13 protein-coding genes are annotated in these 17,840 nt (G+C 56.6%); 1 reads left to right on the forward strand and 12 read right to left on the reverse strand.

Features of this window, described 5'->3' with window-relative positions; all coding sequences use genetic code 11:
- Positions 1–24: 24 nt before the first annotated feature.
- The 9 genes from IVA88_RS14920 to IVA88_RS14960 form a co-directional block, all read right to left on the reverse strand.
- Positions 25–1,341: an N-acetyl sugar amidotransferase gene (locus IVA88_RS14920; RefSeq protein WP_247497980.1), complete on the reverse strand. Its 1,317-nt coding sequence runs from the start codon at positions 1,339–1,341 to the stop codon at positions 25–27.
- Between the two features lie 243 nt (positions 1,342–1,584).
- The gene (locus IVA88_RS14925; protein ID WP_247497981.1) at positions 1,585–2,796 is read right to left on the reverse strand and encodes a glycosyltransferase family 4 protein; all 1,212 of its coding nucleotides are present in this window, start codon (positions 2,794–2,796) and stop codon (positions 1,585–1,587) included.
- Positions 2,797–2,901: 105 nt separating this feature from the next.
- Positions 2,902–4,008 (reverse strand): N-acetyl sugar amidotransferase, encoded by a 1,107-nt coding sequence (locus IVA88_RS14930; protein ID WP_346657596.1) that lies wholly within the window; start codon positions 4,006–4,008, stop codon positions 2,902–2,904.
- 144 nt (positions 4,009–4,152) lie between these two features.
- On the reverse strand, positions 4,153–4,914 hold the full coding sequence (locus IVA88_RS14935; protein WP_247497983.1) for an AglZ/HisF2 family acetamidino modification protein: 762 nt from the start codon (positions 4,912–4,914) through the stop codon (positions 4,153–4,155).
- Positions 4,908–5,525: an imidazole glycerol phosphate synthase subunit HisH gene (hisH, locus tag IVA88_RS14940; protein ID WP_247497984.1), complete on the reverse strand. Its 618-nt coding sequence runs from the start codon at positions 5,523–5,525 to the stop codon at positions 4,908–4,910. Before hisH ends, IVA88_RS14935 begins: the two co-directional genes overlap by 7 nt.
- Positions 5,522–6,967 carry a hypothetical protein gene (locus IVA88_RS14945; protein ID WP_247497985.1) on the reverse strand — a complete coding sequence of 482 codons (1,446 nt, stop codon included), beginning with the start codon at positions 6,965–6,967 and terminating at the stop codon, positions 5,522–5,524. Before IVA88_RS14945 ends, hisH begins: the two co-directional genes overlap by 4 nt.
- Entirely contained in the window at positions 6,968–7,906 is a 939-nt protein-coding gene (locus IVA88_RS14950) for a Gfo/Idh/MocA family oxidoreductase (protein WP_247497986.1), read from the reverse strand.
- A 23-nt stretch (positions 7,907–7,929) separates the two neighbouring features.
- Complete coding sequence (locus IVA88_RS14955; RefSeq protein ID WP_247497987.1) at positions 7,930–8,943, reverse strand: Gfo/Idh/MocA family oxidoreductase; 1,014 nt, start codon at positions 8,941–8,943, stop codon at positions 7,930–7,932.
- Positions 8,944–9,375: 432 nt separating this feature from the next.
- Positions 9,376–11,322 (reverse strand): ABC transporter ATP-binding protein, encoded by a 1,947-nt coding sequence (locus tag IVA88_RS14960; protein ID WP_247497988.1) that lies wholly within the window; start codon positions 11,320–11,322, stop codon positions 9,376–9,378.
- 148 nt (positions 11,323–11,470) lie between these two features.
- Here IVA88_RS14960 and IVA88_RS14965 point away from each other — a divergent pair, with 148 nt between their 5' ends.
- Positions 11,471–13,507, forward strand: a complete 2,037-nt coding sequence (locus IVA88_RS14965; RefSeq protein ID WP_247497989.1) for an acyltransferase family protein — start codon at positions 11,471–11,473, stop codon at positions 13,505–13,507.
- Positions 13,508–13,937: 430 nt separating this feature from the next.
- Here IVA88_RS14965 and IVA88_RS14970 read toward each other — a convergent pair whose 3' ends face one another.
- The 3 genes from IVA88_RS14970 to IVA88_RS14980 are packed head-to-tail and all read right to left on the reverse strand — an operon-like array spanning position 13,938 to position 17,217.
- The gene (locus IVA88_RS14970; protein WP_247497990.1) at positions 13,938–15,035 is read right to left on the reverse strand and encodes a DegT/DnrJ/EryC1/StrS family aminotransferase; all 1,098 of its coding nucleotides are present in this window, start codon (positions 15,033–15,035) and stop codon (positions 13,938–13,940) included.
- On the reverse strand, positions 15,032–15,496 hold the full coding sequence (locus tag IVA88_RS14975) for an acyltransferase (RefSeq protein ID WP_247497991.1): 465 nt from the start codon (positions 15,494–15,496) through the stop codon (positions 15,032–15,034). The genes IVA88_RS14970 and IVA88_RS14975 overlap by 4 nt, the downstream gene beginning before the upstream one ends.
- Entirely contained in the window at positions 15,472–17,217 is a 1,746-nt protein-coding gene (locus IVA88_RS14980; protein WP_247497992.1) for a hypothetical protein, read from the reverse strand. The genes IVA88_RS14975 and IVA88_RS14980 overlap by 25 nt, the downstream gene beginning before the upstream one ends.
- Between the last annotated feature and the right edge of the window lie 623 nt (positions 17,218–17,840).

Raw genomic sequence — 17,840 nt, forward strand, 5'->3', positions numbered from 1 at the left:
GTCGGATTACCGCCAGGTCCGGACCTATTCTTCCCACACCGCATGACGCAATTGCCAGTTGTTGCCGACCCACTTCCACAGATTGGGGGAACGGAAACTGTCCGCAAGGCGGGCAAAATACTGCTCGGTCATGATCGGGTTCTCGAACATCTTGCTCGCCTCCGGGAACTCCTTTTCGGGAATGCTCAGATAGCGGAAGATCTCCTCGGCAAAGCGTGACGGATATTCGTGATCGAAACGCTTGACCAGTGCGACGCCCTCCTCGCGGTTGATGTCGCCGGATCGAATTTCCTGCGACGCGTCGTAGCTCGCGCGGCCGATGCCGAACTTCACCCCGGTGGTGTAATAGTGGAAGTCATCGATACGATCGTCGATGCTGTTGTACTTGCTGTAGGTACCCGGCGTTCGCTCCGGCGAGGCCTGGAAACCGCCGTGCTCGACGGCGTAATAGTAACAGCTCTGCGGATGCCATTTCAGATAATAGCCGAGATAATGCACTTCGACCTTCTGCCGCTCGATCTCGTTGGGATCGGCGGGCAGATAGGGCAGCAAGTCCTGATGCTCCACCCCGAACTGGTTCTTCAGGTCGGAGATCGAAACGCCACCGAGATAGATTTTCGATTGGTCGTCGGAGGTGAAATAGGACCAGTCGCGCTTGGCCGTATCGGTATCGCCGATCGGATTGCCGTACTCGGCTTCGTTTTCGCCGTAGATCACTAGGGGTATTTTGTGCAGCAGCGCCATCTTGGGCGCCAGCGACTTCTGTCCGAACATGAAGGCCTGGAACGGATGGAACAAGAGATCGACCGCCAGCCGCGTCAGCAGCCGGTGCACACGGCCGTTGGGCGTCATCAGCATATTGTCGTGGCCGGCGTGAATCCAGCTCTGGAAGTTCTTCCAGCCCCAGTCGGTATAGATATGTGGCGCCCAGGTGACCGTCAGCGGGTGCATGCCATATTTGGTGCGCAGAATGTGAGAGGCGTAAAAGCTGTCCTTGCCTCCCGATCCCGGCAGGATGCAATCATACTTGCCGTCGCGGCTGCGATGCTGGTCGAGCAGATCGCGCAGCTGGCGCTCGCGTTCATCCCAATCGATGGTCGCATTCTTCTTCTCGGCAAAGCGGCAGGCGTCGCAGATGCCTTCAGAGTCGAAAAAGATGGTCTTCTTCTGGGTTTCCTTGGTGTGGGCGTACTCGACCGCTGAATTCGGCCGCTGGTTGGAAATGACACAACGCTTGCAGAACACGACTTTCTTTGGAAGGCCGAACCGGGTGGTCAGATTGGTCGCGTCCGGCGCAAAGAGCGACTTGTCGATGTCTTGGGGGGCCTGAATCTTTTCCATGCGGGAAACCTCTAACTCGCCAGCGTCGTGGCCGTCTGTCCGCAGCCAACAACCACGCCGGTCGCAAGCTCCACCAGATTTCGGGATTGAGCCGCTTCTTAAGCTATCGGAGGCGGAAAAACCAATGATTATTGCAGAGCAAAATAGCCGATTTTATCCAATGATCTAGGGCTTTAGGCCGCCTTTCGGTCGGCAGGCGGCGAGAAGCTGGGCGCCCCGCCCTGCCGACATTGCCACCCCAGCTTAGGCGTGAGGTGCCCCGGTCACCCGCTTATAGACCTCCAGGAGCTTGGCAGCGTTCTTGACGGCCTGGAAATTGGAGACGGCCATCTGGTAAGCCGCCTCACCCATCCGCGCCGCCAGTGCCCGGTCGGCCGCGACCGTGGCGATGGCATCCGCCAGGGCTTGAGCATCATGCGGCGGAACCGCCAACCCGGTCACGCCGTGGACCAACGTGTCCGCCAGCGGCTTCCTGACCGCGGCAATGCTGGGAACCCGGAGAAAGGCGGCCTCGAAGATCGGGCGGCCCGGCGCATCGTAATGCGACGGAAAACATAGAACGTCCATGCAGGCATAGGCCCGCGCTATGTTCGCCATAAAGCCGACCATGTGGACGCGATCGGCCAATCCATACTCCGCGATCTTGGCTTTTACCTCGGTGCCCACGTCCTGCCCGATTCCCAGCCGGTTCAGAATACGGGCCTTCAGCGTGTTGGAGCCACTCGCATCGCCGCCGACGATGACGAACTCGACATTGAGGCCGCGGTCCCGCGTCAGGCGCGCGGCCTCAATCAGTTCGAAAATGCCTTTCACGCGCAACAGATTGCCGACGAATCCTATCTTGAACGAGTCCGGTTTCAGCTTGAGTTGGTCGGCCAGCGTGGCAGCCGACTTCTCGGGAGCATCCAGTGACAGCGAATTGTGAATGACATCGACCGGCAGATCCGGCGGCAGGCTCGCCCGCACATTCTGATCGATGGCAATGACCGCGCTGGCCCGATCACGCAACATCCGGGAGATCCAGCGGGTTCGACGGGATTCGCGGTCATCCCTGACGACCGAACGCACATGCACGACGACCGGCACCTTGAACAGCCGCCTGGCAAGCAGCCACGGCAGCAAACCGGTGATCTCGTTGATATGGATCAGATCGACCGACTTCCATTGACGGCGGGCCCGCAACAGCCCCGCAATCGTCGACGGCACGAAAGCGATTTCACGAAGCAGCACCAGCCAGCGCAGTCCGCGATAATAGCCGTACCGTGTGTTGTCGAACTGGCTGATCCCGGCCGTCTCAATCATGTCCCCGAGCCTGGACAGGAAGGCATGAATGCTGCCTCGCGGCGCGACGAATACCGGTTCAACGGCGCCCGTGGGCAAGGCGCGGACGACCTCGTAAAGGCTGCGGCAACCGCCGGCAAAAGCGCCCGTCATGTGAATATAAAGGACTCTCATGATAGGTTTTTCGCTGCCGCCGTCTCGCGCGCGCACGGCCCGCGATAGGCGGCCCGATCGGCGTACCGTTTCGCAAACCCGAGCTGGTTCTGGAAGTCTTTCACGTTACCCGATCAATCGCCGCGACGAATTCACCAGTCGCTTAGCGAACGCAAACACGTCGCGGTTGTTTTTATAGTCCAGAAACGTCTTCCGCGGTAGGGTCATGATCGCTTCGAACTGCTGCGCATCCAGATTGAGCTTCTTGATGACGTATTGACGGTCCTCTTCCAGAAGATCGGCTGGATAGACCGGCGCCTTCATGGCCTCGATCGCGTCGGGTCGCGTCATCTGGCCGGACAGGACGAGATTGGAATAGTGCGCCTTGCGCTTGTCGATATCGAATTTACGCGGCAGCAAATAGGCCTGATAAAAGCGCGTATAGATCGATTCATAGTGCTTGCCGCCGTAATAGACCCAGCCGAGTTCGTTCTGCAGAATGTTCATCGCCTGGTTCTTGTTGTAGTCGATGAAATTGAGCACCGAGACCATGCGGATACGGCGAACAAAGACGTAGTAGAATAGATCAAGCAGAGAAAAATGAGGATAGGTCGAAAGCCTCGCCGAACCAAAACGGCGGTGAACATCCTTCACATACGACCAGTCGAAATATCCATAGCCCCATTTCTCCGGAAGGATCGCCTCCGATATCACGTTGGTGCCGGTGATGACATGCTTGAGCCCGTGTTTCGCGGCGATCTTGTATAGCAGCGCGAAAATCGCATGGTCCGTCGGCACCTCGCCGTCGGGCGTCGACGCCTTCAGAAATGAAATCTGCAAATTCTGAAACTCTTCCCAGTCGATGACATGGGTATAGAGATCGATGCCGAGCTTGTTGAGCGTCTTCTCGATATTGGCGACGGCAAGTTCGGAATTCCAGCCATTGTCGAGATGGACGGCCAGCGGGCGCAATCCCAGGTCTTTTACCACCCACGCCACATAGGTGCTGTCGACGCCGCCACTGACCCCGATGACGCAGTCGTAAGGCTTTCCCTTGCCCGCCCTTTTCACTTCGGCCACCAGTTGCGCGAGACGCTCCTGGCGCTGTGCCGGCGGGATGATCCGCTGACGGGCGACTTCCTCGTAGCGGTGGCAATGATTACAGACCCCCGCCGCATCGAAAGAGATGTCCGGATCGGTCGTATCCATGATGCATCTCGTGCAGACTGTCACTCGCTAGATCCCTCTTGAACAAACCGCCGGCTTTCATGGCGGCGCACCCTGATTAAAGCAAATCGGGCAGTTGGAGAAATACTGATTTTCGGACTGTTTGAAGCAGACCGGGCTCATCAGGCGCACATTTTGCGCGGGTCCATTTCAACCGAGGACCGCGGACAGTTCGGCATGCGAGGGATAGGTGATGAGCACCGCGCGGTGGGGGCCGTGAAATACGAACATCGCTCCCGCAGCGACCGCCGCGGCGCCACCCTGTTTCGACGCGACGCCGAAGTCGGCGATCGTGCCTGCACCGCCGGAGGCGATGACGGGAATGCCGACCGCCGAGGCGACCTTCGACACCAGTTCGATGTCGTAGCCTTTCATGGTCCCGTCGCGATCGATCGCGGTGAGGAGAATTTCACCGGCACCGAGGTCGGCCATCATCCTGGCATAGGCCACCGGCTCGTGCCCCGTTGACCGGGTGCCGCTGTCGCCATAGACCTCATAGCGGCCCAGCAGCTTGCGTTTGACATCCATCGATACGACGATCGCCTGACTGCCGAATTCATCAGCCGCAGCGCGCACGAATTGCGGATCGGCCAGCGCAGCGGCATTGATGACGACTTTCTCGACACCCAGCCCCAGTATCCTCCGCACCTGCTCGACGGTAGTGATTCCGCCGCCATAGGCGACCGGCATGAAACATTCGCTGGCGATGCTTTCGATGGTGCTGAATGCGGGTCCCCGGCCAGTACGCGTCGCCGCAATATCGAGCAGCACGAGTTCGTCGACTTCCTTTTCGTTGAATATCCGGATCACATTGATGGGGTCGCCAACGTAGACCGGATTCTTGAAGGCGGTCGTCTTCACGAGGCCGGCACCACGCAACAGCAGCGCGGGAATGACGCGGGTCTTCAGCATCGCTCTACAAAATTCTTCAGGAACGCCATTCCGAAGCGGTGGCTCTTTTCCGGGTGAAACTGCGCGCCGAACAAGTTGCCGCGCTCGAAGGCCGCCGTGAATGTACCGGCGCCATAGGACACTCCGAGCAGGACGTCTTCCGCCACCCTGCACTTTACGTGATATGAATGGGCAAAATAGAACCGTGCATCGGCCGGGAAATTCGCGGTGAGTGCGGAAGCCTTGGCGGGAACAACTTCGTTCCAGCCCATATGCGGGACCTTGAGACCGGGATCCGCGTTCTGATCGAACCGGACGGCTTCCGCCTCGATCCAGCCGAGACCGGACAGCACACCCTCCTCGCTGCTTTTCGTCATCAATTGCATCCCGAGGCAGACTCCGAGGGTCGGAATCCTGTCGACCATCGCCTTTTGATTCAACACCGGGATCATGCCGGATTCCCGCAATTTGCCCATGCCCGCATCAAACGAACCAACCCCGGGCACGATGATCTTGCTGGCCCCGTCAAGGTCACTCGGCGATGCCGCAATCCTGGAGGCTGCACCGATCTTCTTGAGCATGTTTTGCATCGATCCCAGGTTGCTGGTCCCATAATCGACGATCGTAATCACCTGCTCTTCCCCATGTCGCCGCATTCGGCAAGAAGCGCCCGGATGTTCTCGATGTGACCTCTACGGAAATATTGGTCCGAAACGCGGTTCGATACCGTGGGCCAGGAACGGTTCTTGACCATCATGGCCAGCGTGGGGGGATTGTCCACCAAGGCGGCGTCGTTGCGTCTCACCAGGTCGAGCACCAGTTCGTGTCCGGGCAACGCCAGAACCCCGGTCGGCGTGCCGATCCCAAGCGCCTCGTAATGGCATGCCGAGGAAACACTGAGATGCAGGTCGGACATGGCGATCATCTCGAACGTATCCGGCCTGGAGTTGCCGGGCCACAGTTTTACCCGGTCATCTCCGGAAAATTTGGTTTCATAGTGGCTTGTACCGATCTCATAGCCCGGATGCAGCCGGATATTGAATTGCAGAGGACCCGAATAGAGTTTGAGGAACGCTGCTACAAAATCAGCCAATTGCTCAACGCCGGTTCCCTGTGACGTCAGTGTCACAACGGGCCGGTCTGGATCGGTCGCGAACTGACGCAGGCGCAATGCCCGGGCGGACTCGATCCAGGAGGCGCCCACCTCGCGAATCCGGCCAAGCCGGCCCAGCGCCGAGTCTTTCAACAGGTCGCCCCACCACGAACCATAGACCGTCAGGAAATCCGGCAGCAGCATCGCACCTTGATCGAATTCGAGCGCCTCGGCCGGGAGTGAATCTGGATGGTTTTCGCTGAAGATGCCGTGCTGCATTTCGACAAAGGGAATGCCGAGCGCGCGCGCCGCCAGAAATAGCGCGAATTGTCCGGAGTTCGGGATCATGACGCAACCAGGCCGGAGCCGCCGCAAAACGATGCGATAGAGCCAGCTTCGCCAGATCAGCACGCTGTATTTGCGGCGAATTCGTTCTGCCGTAAATTCGGGCAGGCCAAGATCGTTGACGACGGTTTGTGACAGCGCCTGGAAAACATCATCATAGCCGCGCACCCCGAAGATGCGCCCCAGAACGGCGCTCAGCGCCACCACCGAGGTGTCGTTGAAGACCGGCTGGCGAACGGCGCTCCTGGCATGTTGCTCAAAACCGGGCGCATCGACATACAGCATCTTTCCGCCACCATCGATCCCGTCGATGATGGGATCAAAGTAGATATCGCGCCAGCCACGTCCATCGAACGTGCGCAGGGCCGAACTCATGGTGGCTCCGAGATATTGGATGCCGCGCGGCGCCACGAAAAACTGTCTGGCGGCGGAAAACATGCTCGCCAGTATTTCGCGCTTCGAAGCCATTGGGCGCGACAGCCCGAGATTTTGCATGGTGAAGGAAATCTCGAACCGCAGAATCCGCCACAGCGATATCCCTCCGATCGTCAGCCCGAACACCCGGTGACGCCGCTCAAACTCCTCCAGAACAGCGGTGACCTCAGCTTCCGACCGGGGTGACGGGAATGACGCCATTCATCTCAGGCCAAAGATATCCGCGACCAGCTTCATGGAGTGCCAGGAATCTCCAATGGTGGCCAGGTTGGCCGGCTGGCCGCGCGTTGCTGCGATCGCCTGAACGGCCTGATAACGCAATCCCGGCTTGTAGGTGGTATCGTCGGCGTCGATATCCGGCGTGGTGACAGCCCGGGTACCTCGCAGCTGGAGGGAAACCCGCTCCAGCGGTCGCAGTTCGATGCGTTGCTCCGGCGTGTTGACGGTGACGATCCAGGGTCCGGGACCATCCCAGATTCCCTCATACAGCCCGATGTCGCCGCTGCTGAAGTTGATTTTCGCCAAAACCAGTCCGGGCCGTTCCAGCTTCCAGGGCACGATCGGCTCGACGCTCGCTACTTCGCCGCGGCCAAGAACGCGGAAGTAATCGATCAGATGGATCGAGTTGGCGAACATGTAGTTCCGCGCCACCAGTTCCGGCTGCTTGTTCACCAGCATGGCGGATTGCTGGTCCTGCTGATCGATGACCTTGATGAATCTTTCCGACGAACTGCCCTTGAGCAGCTCGAGCGCGTGCCGCGTGCTGGAATAGGCCCTGCGATTGAAGGCGACGAACGCGCGACGCCGGCTACGATCGGCCGCGTCCCGAATCCGGGTGGCATCGGCAAGATCGTAGCCGGCGGGCTTCTCGAGCAGCACGGTCCACGGATGCTCGAAACAGGCGGCCGCGACCTCCGCCATCGAGAGTTCGATGACCGTCACGACGACCAGGTCTGCTTGCGTCTTGCTGTAGAGATCGGAAACGGAGTCGTAGACTTTGGTGCCATGAACGGCTGCGAGCTTCTCGGCGCGTTCGCGGGTACGGCTGTAGACACCGGCAATGGTAACGTCAGGCAGACCGGCGAAGGCCCGCATATGCTCTTCGGCCATATAACCAGCGCCGACGAAGGCGACGTTCAATCCGGAAGCCAAATCCAGTCTCCTCAGGCCCACATGAATTTGCGTTCGATCGGCAATCCGTTTCCGAGGGCGACCGTGCGGCCGGCGTTTTCACCCGAAAGGTTTGCCGCCACCAGCGCACCGACAGCATGCCGGCCGTTCTCGCCGGTGGGATATATGTCACCCGAAAGCATCGCGCGCCAAAGGTCTTCCGTCGGCTTGGTCACATCGGCCTGGGCGACCTTTCGTTGAAATTCGTTGGCCGGCATTCCGTACCTGGTGGTCGGAAGATCGCGGTACTCGGGCAATCGATGTATGCCGCGAACAAATCCAGCCAGCTCGTCCACAAGGATCTGCCCATTGCGGCATCCGTAAATAACCTCGATGCCGTGCCCGAGGTCAGCCCCAAGCTCTATCATCAGCCGTACCCCGGACGCCGTGATACCGCGCAGTTGCCCGGAGCGGTCAACATACTGCGGACCTCTGGGATTAGGCACGTTGTTCGGGTCGAACCAGCAGGATATTTCCGCTACTTCTTCGTTGGTCAGGTAGCGAAATGCCTCGAAGTAATGACAACCGTTCATGGCGAGACCGAAATTGCTCGCGGTGACGACCATGGACCGCAATCCGCCGAACTCCAGCGTCTCTGTCAGAGCCTTGATATCGGTGTATTGCTCCATAAATCGCATCTGGTGATTGACCGCCAGCTTTGCCCCGGCCGCGCGGCACGCAGCGATCATGCGGTCACACTCTTCCAGCGAGGAAGCCATCGGCTTCTCGCACAGGATATAGCGCACGCCGGCGCCAGCGGCCGCGCAAACGAATTCGCAATGGCTGGGCGCGGTGGTCGAAATCACCACCGCATCGGGCCGTACCGATTTCAGCATGCGGTGCGCATCGTCAAACGCCAATTCCTTGTCTACATGGCCTTCGGTCATTGTCGTCGCAAGCGCGTCCGCCGACACATCGAAAATGCCGGCAAGCTCAAATCCGGCATTACGCGCGGCGACAATATGCCGGCGCCCCATGCGTCCGACACCAATCACACAAACCTTCATCCAAGTCTCCAATGGCAGCCCATATCCTACCCCAAGAAAATCGAAGCTGACTGCTGAACATTCATGATTTCGCGCCTGTTGCTACGACGATTATGGCTTCCAAGCAACCGACGGCAGGCATTCCCCCAGCCCGTTTTCGAATGAGCCGCCAACTTCAATAGTAGAACTTGGTGAGCGAGACCGATCTAAGCTCTTCGTTCCTACCCAGCCGCCACTGGGGCGGACAAAACCTGCTACACGAAGAGATCGAGGGCGGGGCTCTTCGCGTCGGCGTGCAGCACAATCGGCATTGCCCGGTGAGAATTGAAGTGCAGGCGCCCCCCGTGAACCACAGGGCTTCTGCGGAATGTCCGTGTCTCGAGTTGTGGTTCTGTAATCACCCGCAAGACTCCAAGATCCCAACTAATCAGCTATCGGCCTAATACCGGACCATCAGCGTTCTTCGTCCTCGATGAGGTCCAATGACTGCGACTCGATCATATTCCAATACCTCCCGCGCCGGGCTATTAGCTCGTTGTGAGAGCCGACTTCCACAACATGTCCGCGATCGATGAGCATTATGGTGTCTGCCCGCCTCACGGTGGATAGACGGTGGGCAATGATAATCATCGTTTTGCGGCGCGAAAGTGCCAGCAGCTGCTTCTGGATCGTTCTTTCGGTCAGCGAGTCAAGCGCGCTCGTCGCTTCGTCAAGTATCATGACGTCGGGGTCACGAAGGAAGGCGCGCGCGAGCGCAATACGCTGACGTTGCCCGCCGGAAAGATGAGATCCTCTATCACCCATCACGGTCTCGTAACCGTCCGGCAGACTCTCGATCCATTCATCGATTGCAGCCAGCCTGGCTGCGGAACGCATCTGGTCCAGCGAAACTTCATTCCGCAGACCAAAGCAAAGGTTTGCCCGGATTGTGTCATCCATCACCACAATATCCTGGGTAACCACGCCAAGGCGTCGCCACCAGGAAGCGATCTCGATATCGTTAAGACTTGCGCCGTCCACATACACGGCTCCTGAGTTGGGGGCGTACAAGCGAGTTATTAAATTTATGATGGTCGACTTTCCCGCACCGGAAGGGCCAACAATCGCGACCATGTGACCTTTTGGTACAACGAAACTGACTTTATCGAGAACGTTCGGCCTCCCCTCCTCGTAGGCGAAGCATACATCTTCAAATCGAATTTCATCCGAGAAACTATCTACGCGAATGTGTCCATCCCGCTCTCTGGCTTTCTCGGCTTTTTCAAGAAACGCATCGAATTCCCTAAATGCGTCTAGATGAATGATAATATTATTCCTAGAAATATTGATGATGCTGAGGGGGGGCAGAATTCGAAACAGCAGGATGAAAAAAATCACGAGAACGCCTACCGCCTGCCCAACGACGTCAGGATCCAACGTGCCAGCAAGCATCACGATGACGCAAATCAGAATGCCACCAACTGTGCTGAAAAATGGCACCGTCATGTTTTCGACGGCAACGGTCTTGTCGCGAGCACGCTCCAGGTCCTTCAGCGAAGCCTTCAAGTCGCGCTGAACATCCTCAGTGGCGCCGGCCAGGCGAATTAATCTTCCGCCGTGGAGCGTTTCATAAAAAAGCTGGCCAAACTGCAGGTTCGCCTGCGACACCTCTAGGCCAACGCTGTGAACTAGTCTTGTGGTCATAGCCCTGAAAACAACCGACACGATAATCACGTAGACGAATGCAATGAGAAACAGAAGCGGAGCCACGAAGCTCAGCACGGCAATGTAACTGAACAAGACGGCTACGTTCGCAGCAAGAGTAGCGAAGAATCGCATGGCGATCCCGATGCGGGCAGGCTGATTAATCGTAATATTCGATATCTCGCCCGCGCCGATCGTATCGACAAACTTCATGCTTGTTCTAGTAAACACGGAATACGCACGAAACCGAAGATGAAGATCGATCCGGTGCGGGATAGCATATCCCACGAACTCCTGGGCGAACTGCAACGCGCCTCTCAGCAAGACAACGACCAACATAAGGGCGCCAGCCCAGAGCAGCCGCCGGTCAACGGGGAGTTCATTGAAAAGGACCGACATCCGACCCAACAGGGGAACGTTGGCAAAGACATTCGTCTGCCCCATCGTTTGCAACAACGGAACCAGAAGAAAGACACCAAAGCTCTCTGTCAGGGTGCCGAATACCGCTAGGCCCGCGAACAACCACAGTAATTTCCGGTGACTTTGGCTGTAGCGCCACGCCAGCGCAAAAACGGCCTTGTAACCTTCGATCTTGCGGCCAAACATAACAATCAACAGCGTGCTCCAGTGATGCTTCGTCAGCAGAGCAGGCGATTCGTGAGCTTCCTGCTCCCAAGCAGTTGAGATTTGGACCACCCGGCGTTTCGGGTCAACCATTCTCGAACGGAGCTCTTCACCCTGAAATCAACAGGTGGCTCTCGCCGAATTCTCCAGCGCCGCTTGCAAGGCGGCCTAGCTGCCTTCAACTCCAGGGTGGCCTAATTTGTAACGATAGGGTACGCAAAACCTAAAACGACGCAGCTCAATGAAACCGATGCCACAAAACCGATCTCAAGACATCAAAGATCCACAGGCGCGCGAAAAGCGGCGATACAGACCCGAAATTGATGGCCTGCGAGGGATTGCAGTCCTCGCCGTGGTGCTGTTTCACGCCAACTTCGGATCATCCAATGGCTACGCCCTCCAAGGTGGCTATTTGGGCGTCGACATATTTTTCGTGATATCCGGATACCTGACTGGAGCGTTGGTGCTTGCTGAGCTCAGGCGCGAGACCTTCTCGCTCCACGTCTTCTATATTCGCCGCGCTAGACGAATATTGCCAGCCCTTTTCCTGGTTCTTATCGTCACCTTTTTTCTCGCATTGCTGATCCTCGTACCGCGACCTCTCGTTGACTTTTCGCGCAGTCTAGTTGCAAGCATTTTTTTCGTTGCCAATATTTTCTTCTGGTGGCGAATAGATTATTTTTCAGAGCCTGGCGAACTGACTCCCCTGCTGCACCTTTGGTCTCTTTCGCTAGAAGAACAATTTTATCTCCTGTTCCCCCCAATGTTACTGCTGGTTTGGCAGCGCGCGCGGCAAGCGACTCTTTGCTTAATGATCGTGGCTACGGCAGTTTCAATCCTGTTGGCTTTCCTCAACAGCGCAGTTGATCCTGCAGGCACGTTTTATTTCCTTCACTACCGGGCATGGCAATTCCTACTAGGGGGTATTCTAGCTAAAATGCAGGCAGACCATGGAGATTCATGGCGTCCTTTTGGTGCAGCGCTTCCCGTCATTGGTTTAGGGCTTGTTCTTTGTTCGCTGGTCTTGCTTGGATCGCGAGGCGCCATCGGAATGGGCTCCATAACGATAGCAGTTGGAACATCGCTTATCATCCTTGGCGATCGTGGCCCGGCAGTCCGGCTGCTCACGTGGCGGCCTCTCGTTTGGATCGGCCTTATCTCATATTCACTTTATCTATGGCATCAGCCAATTCTGGCGCTCGGAAGATCATATCTGGTCAATGCTCCAGGCGGGGCTACACTGACATTGTTGCTGTCGGCAAGCTTTGCATTGGCATTTTTAAGCTGGCGCTACGTTGAACAGCCGTTTCGGCATGCTGCAATCGACGGTAAGCAACTCGCTGCGTCAGCGATCTTAACCGTTGTGACGCTCGTTGCGGCGGGCCTCTCTTCACTTCTCGCGGGTGGCTTTCCAGCGAGATATTCGCAGGTTCAGCAACAATTGTTAGAAATCACGCCTGAACGCGGCATAGCGTATGTGGGGGGAAGAACTTGCACGAGGCGAGCAATTGCCGATGCCTGCATCATCGGACGGCCCGGTACAAAGCCGCATTTCGCCGTACTTGGAGATAGCCACGCAGAAACACTCACGGGTCCGATCTCCGACTTGCTTAACATCAATTCTGCGGCCGCGTATGTGTACACGGACGCAGGATGTCCATTTATCATCGGTGTTGTCGAACAGTTCGGCACTAGCCGTTGCGATGAATACAACAATGACGCGTTTCGAGCGTTGAAAGCCAATCAGGTATCGAAGGTTATTATCAATGATCGAAGCACTGCGTATATACTGGGGACCCGCTTCGACAATCAGGAAGGGGGGATAGAACCGGGACTACCATTTCCAGTCGAACCAGTCGGATTCAAGGGCGACGACCACGCAAGGATTAGAGCGGTAGCAAGCCAATTGCGTGAAACGCTTCGGCTATTGGCTGATAATAATATAGTCGTATACTATGTGCTCCCGGTACCCGAAGTCGGCTGGAATGTCCCGCGCACCTTGTTGAAGCTAATTGCCCGTGGAGACCTTCCGCTGACGACGAGCCTAGCTGTTTATTTGAAGCGAAATGAAAGGGTGTTCGACATCCTCGACGGGTTCAAAAACAATTCAAAAATCATCCCGATATATCCACATGAAACGTTTTGCAGTGCCGTCTCGGGACGATGCGCTACGCATGAAAACGACAAGATATATTACACGGATACCGACCATCTCAGTCGGGAAGGTGCGGAAAAATTGGTCGCAGCTTCCGCGAAACTAATAGAGTTTCAAGATTGAGGCACGGAACTCCATTGGAATTCACGATCATGGGCAAGCAAGCACGCACCAGTTTTCCCGGGTTCAAGCCAGGTGGGAAAGTTAAAACGCACCAAATCGAACCAACCAGTCGCGAACGGCAAATTGCCCGCCGTATCCCGCCGACAATGCGACAGTCGTGCGGTCATATCCCACAATCGCTCGCTGCCTGTCGCCACCAGCACGGTCGGCCTGCTAGGATACGGCCGTTGGCTACCCTGCGACGCAGCTGAGTGTAACGCTGCAGACCATGCCGGTTTTTCCGAAACCAAGCATTGCTCTCGCTCAGTTCAAAATGACGTTTGATCCCCCCGCCTGGACCACTCGATTGAGCCGACATCCCTCTCCCCGCCTCAACCTATCTAGCTGGCAACCTAAGTTCATCCAGCAACACTTGACGTATGTTAATCTCTTATTCGAGAAAGTCGCGTATCGCCGCCACGACGACATCAACGTCGTCCATTGTCACGTGCTCTCCGATCGGAAGGCTCAGCAGTTGCGCGTCGCTGCGGTTGACAAAAAGGTTCTCGTCAGCCTGGCCAAATGATGCGTAAGCCTGAAGCTTTGGCAGCGCAATCGGATAGTGAATGCCAGTCTGGATTCCCCTTGCCAGCAAATGCGCCGCAAGCGCATCGCGTTCTTTCGTTCGCACCACGAATAGATGATAAACCTGCCGCGCCCAGTTCTTGCGTACAGGGAGCGTGAGCTCGGGAATGTCGCGCAGACGATCAAGATAGCGATTTGCAATTGCAATCCGGTGCTCCGTCCAGCGATCAAGATGTCGCAGCTTGACGCTCAAGATCGCAGCCTGCAGCCCGTCGAGACGCGAACTGCGGCCCTCGAATTCATGATCATATTTGGCGATCCGCCCGTGATTGGCGATCATCCGCATCTTCCGCGCCAGAACCTCGTCATTGGTCACGATGGCCCCGGCATCTCCATAGGCACCGAGATTTTTTCCCGGATAAAAGCTGAAAGTCCCGACGTCGCCGATCGTGCCTACCCTGCGACCGTTGAACTCGGCCCCGTGGGCCTGAGCACAATCTTCGACAATCCTCATACCTCTTTCCAGCGCGATCTGCTTCAGCGAGGCCATATCACAGGGATGCCCATACAAGTGGACGGGAATGATAGCCGCCGTTCGCGCCGTCAGCTTGGCGCGGACGTTTTCGGCGTTGAGCGTGTAACAATCCGGATCGACGTCGGCGAAGATCACGCGGTGACCGCAACGGCTCACCGCCTCCGAGGTCGCGATAAAGCTGTTTCCCGGCACGATGATGTCCGACCCTGCTGGCAAATCCAAGGCTTCAACGGCGATTTCCAACGCATCCGTGCCGTTGCCAACGCCGATGCAGTATGGCGCCCCCGTCCATCTGGCAAAGTCCTGTTCGAATGCGGGGACGAACGGGCCTCCGACGAAGGCCGAACTTTGGATGACCTCCGCAACCGCAGCGTCAAGCTCGCCCTTGATGGACAGATACTGTGCCTGAAGATCGAGAAACTTAATCACGAGATGTTCCGGATTTTGCGAGCGGGGTTTCCGGCATAGATTCCCCGTTCGATAATGTCACGCGTGACAACGGCACCCGCGCCTATCACGGCGCCGTCGCAAATCCTGACCGGTAAGATGGTGGCATTCGAACCAATCGAGACGCTGTTGCCGATGTTCGTCTGCTTCCAGAGCGACCTGTCGCCTCGAGCCGGACCGCCGTTACTGAATTCGTCGTTGATGAACATGACGCCATGGCCGATGAAGCAATCTTCGCCGATGGTGACGAGTTCACATACGAACGTATGCGACTGAATACGCGACCGCGCGCCGACTACCACCTCTCTCTGGATCTCGACGAAGGGACCGACGAAAACGTCGTCACCAAGCGTGCAGCCATAAAGATTGCAAGGCTCGGTCACCACGACCCGTGCGCCGGACGTCACATCCAGCATTCCTATTCGGCGGGTCTCAAGTCCCATTGCCTCTCCTCATTTGGATTGATGCGGCCAGCACCGGCAACGGCATCCAAAACCAGAGCGGACAACCGTCGCCCGGTCCCGTCATCCAATTGCCCCCAATAGTCTTTGACGCCGCGCTGTCGTTCCTTCAGATCGGCCGCAAACTTTTCGTCGCCCACAAAACGTGTCATCAGCGAACGAAATTCTCCCACGTCTTCTACACCAATAACCCCTGCAGCGGACTCATAGTCGGCGTAGCGGTAGCGGTATGTATCGTAATTTATAACAGGAATACCACACGCGATGGCCCATCGAATCGTCGCAGATATCGAGGCAACATAGAGATCGCATAGAGGAATTAATTCAGCGGTGGGCTGAAGCGAAATTTTGACATTCGGGCCGTCAAAGCCCGAGAGGCGTTCCAGAGGAATACGTGGATGCGGCCTGACCAGAATGTTTGCCCGTGTGCTGAGCATGCTGAAGCTCCCCATCCAGGACTCGATGAGTGCATCATAGTCGGGAAATTCAAACCTGCTCGTATCCGTGCCTTGATACTGATCCGGCGGAAAACCACAAAGGATCAGTGGTCGATCGGATTGCCACCCGTACTTCGAGCAAATCTCTTCTACAAACCGCTGCTTGTGACTCAGAACACGGTGAAACATCGCCCCGTTTAAATCACCGATGACTTTCAACTGTTCGACCGGAAATCCCAATTTTATATAAAGGTCACGCTGCGCATCACTATCGAGCGCTATGCTGACCGCGCTACCGCGATTCAGAACCCATGGATCCGGAGAGGATAGTCCCAGAAATTCCTGGCATGATGCCTTGAGGGCAGGCTGACGAAGCAGATCCCTGCCCTCGTGATTAAATCGCCACTTGGGATGCCGGTGAACAAGTCGCCGTGCAACGGCCCCACGCGCATGATACATTAGATTGTCATGATAATAGCGCGCTGGCTCAAGCGGGTTCGGAATTGTGAATGGAATGACCATACTAGGAATATTCAGTCGACGACCTTTGGCCACAAAGATCGTCGACAGCGTTTCGACATTGTCCTCCGGCAGCATGATCAGATCTGGTTGTATCGCTCTGAGAAATTTTTCTACGCCTCTCGCTCCCAGAAACAGGCTCTTCAGTTGCTGAAGCAACTGTCCTGTCTGCGTTTTCCGCAGGTCAAACAGCACTTCCCGAAGCGTCGTTCGTACGCCTCGCAGACCCTTGCGAGCAGAGCTTAGATCATGGCGCAAAAAGAGAACAAGGTACCCCAGCACCGCGTGCAGTGCGTTGTGGCTACGGGACGCGCGCGACGATGATAAAATGCGCGGATCTCCGAACAGGGCCCCGATTGCTTTCTTCACACGAAATTTGCGGTGCAGTTGGCGTCGCATAGTTCGAGCCAGTCTCAGGACGCGAAAAGCTATCATCAATACGAACAGCCCCGGCAACAAGGTGACTTGAACAATCTTTGATCTACTCCCAATCTTCCTAAAGGCCGACTGCAGGGATCGGCTTCTCAGTAGATTGCGTAGTCGGCTCCCGAAATTTCCGCTTGTTTTTTCAATCGGCCAGACCGGTGCAAATCCACAGCCAGCCTGAAATAGACTCTCATAATCGTAGACCCGATAATTCTTCATTGTTTCATCAAGATAGTTTCTCGCATCAACAATCATGAACACGATATCTACCTGAAGTTGCGCTTTAATCAGTTCGGCGGCTGTCAGGCAATGAGCCCACATCGTGCCAGAATCTATGTAGAAAAGGATTTTAAGCCGTCGCACTCCTTCCCGAGAGGGACATTCGCCGCAAGTCGCCATATGTGATCCCGAACTCGTTCGCCAAAGGGAATATTGGATTTAGCAAAGCCAGTTTAGCGGTCGAGTGGATCGCATAAGGCAAAGTCCATAGTGAACCTACATCTAACACAAATTTTCATTAAAGCGCTGGTTCTCTTGAAGTTTTGAGGCGTGACGCCTATTAGGGGAGGCGGGAACTCAGAAATCATCGCCGGGCGTCCACCTGCAAGGAAGTGGCCAGCCGCCGGATTGGCTGACAAATGAGCTCAGCATGCTTTTGAGGCAACGGCACGCTTCGACAGGGGTAGTTCCCGAGTCACACCTCAACACGATAGGGAATGTGGATCAAGATCACACCACTACCGTAGGTGCCATCTGATCGTCCCCCGCGGAGAACAAGTATTAGCAGAAGCTCCCGCGCTTGCCGATGCAGCCAAACGTCCTAGCCGTCCTCGCTTCACCCCCCGCCGCCTTCCTCCACCATGCACGAGGTAGACAGCGGCTTCAGGCGAGATTGGGAGCGCACGCTTGTCGTCGCCCAGGTGTGGGAAACCGGAAGTATCCTT

Source organism: Bradyrhizobium sp. 149 (assembly GCF_023073915.1).
Lineage (GTDB): Bacteria > Pseudomonadota > Alphaproteobacteria > Rhizobiales > Xanthobacteraceae > Bradyrhizobium.

Excerpts from the sequence above, each read along its gene's own strand:
- IVA88_RS14920 (WP_247497980.1), bottom strand. The coding sequence starts at position 1,341 with ATGGAAAAGATTCAGGCCCCCCAAGACATCGACAAGTCGCTCTTTGCG.
- IVA88_RS14925 (WP_247497981.1), bottom strand. The coding sequence starts at position 2,796 with ATGAGAGTCCTTTATATTCACATGACGGGCGCTTTTGCCGGCGGTTGC.
- IVA88_RS14935 (WP_247497983.1), bottom strand. The coding sequence starts at position 4,914 with ATGCTGAAGACCCGCGTCATTCCCGCGCTGCTGTTGCGTGGTGCCGGC.
- IVA88_RS14945 (WP_247497985.1), bottom strand. The coding sequence starts at position 6,967 with ATGGCGTCATTCCCGTCACCCCGGTCGGAAGCTGAGGTCACCGCTGTT.
- IVA88_RS14955 (WP_247497987.1), bottom strand. The coding sequence starts at position 8,943 with ATGAAGGTTTGTGTGATTGGTGTCGGACGCATGGGGCGCCGGCATATT.
- IVA88_RS14960 (WP_247497988.1), bottom strand. The coding sequence starts at position 11,322 with ATGGTTGACCCGAAACGCCGGGTGGTCCAAATCTCAACTGCTTGGGAG.
- IVA88_RS14965 (WP_247497989.1), top strand. The coding sequence starts at position 11,471 with ATGAAACCGATGCCACAAAACCGATCTCAAGACATCAAAGATCCACAG.
- IVA88_RS14975 (WP_247497991.1), bottom strand. The coding sequence starts at position 15,496 with ATGGGACTTGAGACCCGCCGAATAGGAATGCTGGATGTGACGTCCGGC.
- IVA88_RS14980 (WP_247497992.1), bottom strand. The coding sequence starts at position 17,217 with ATGTGGGCTCATTGCCTGACAGCCGCCGAACTGATTAAAGCGCAACTT.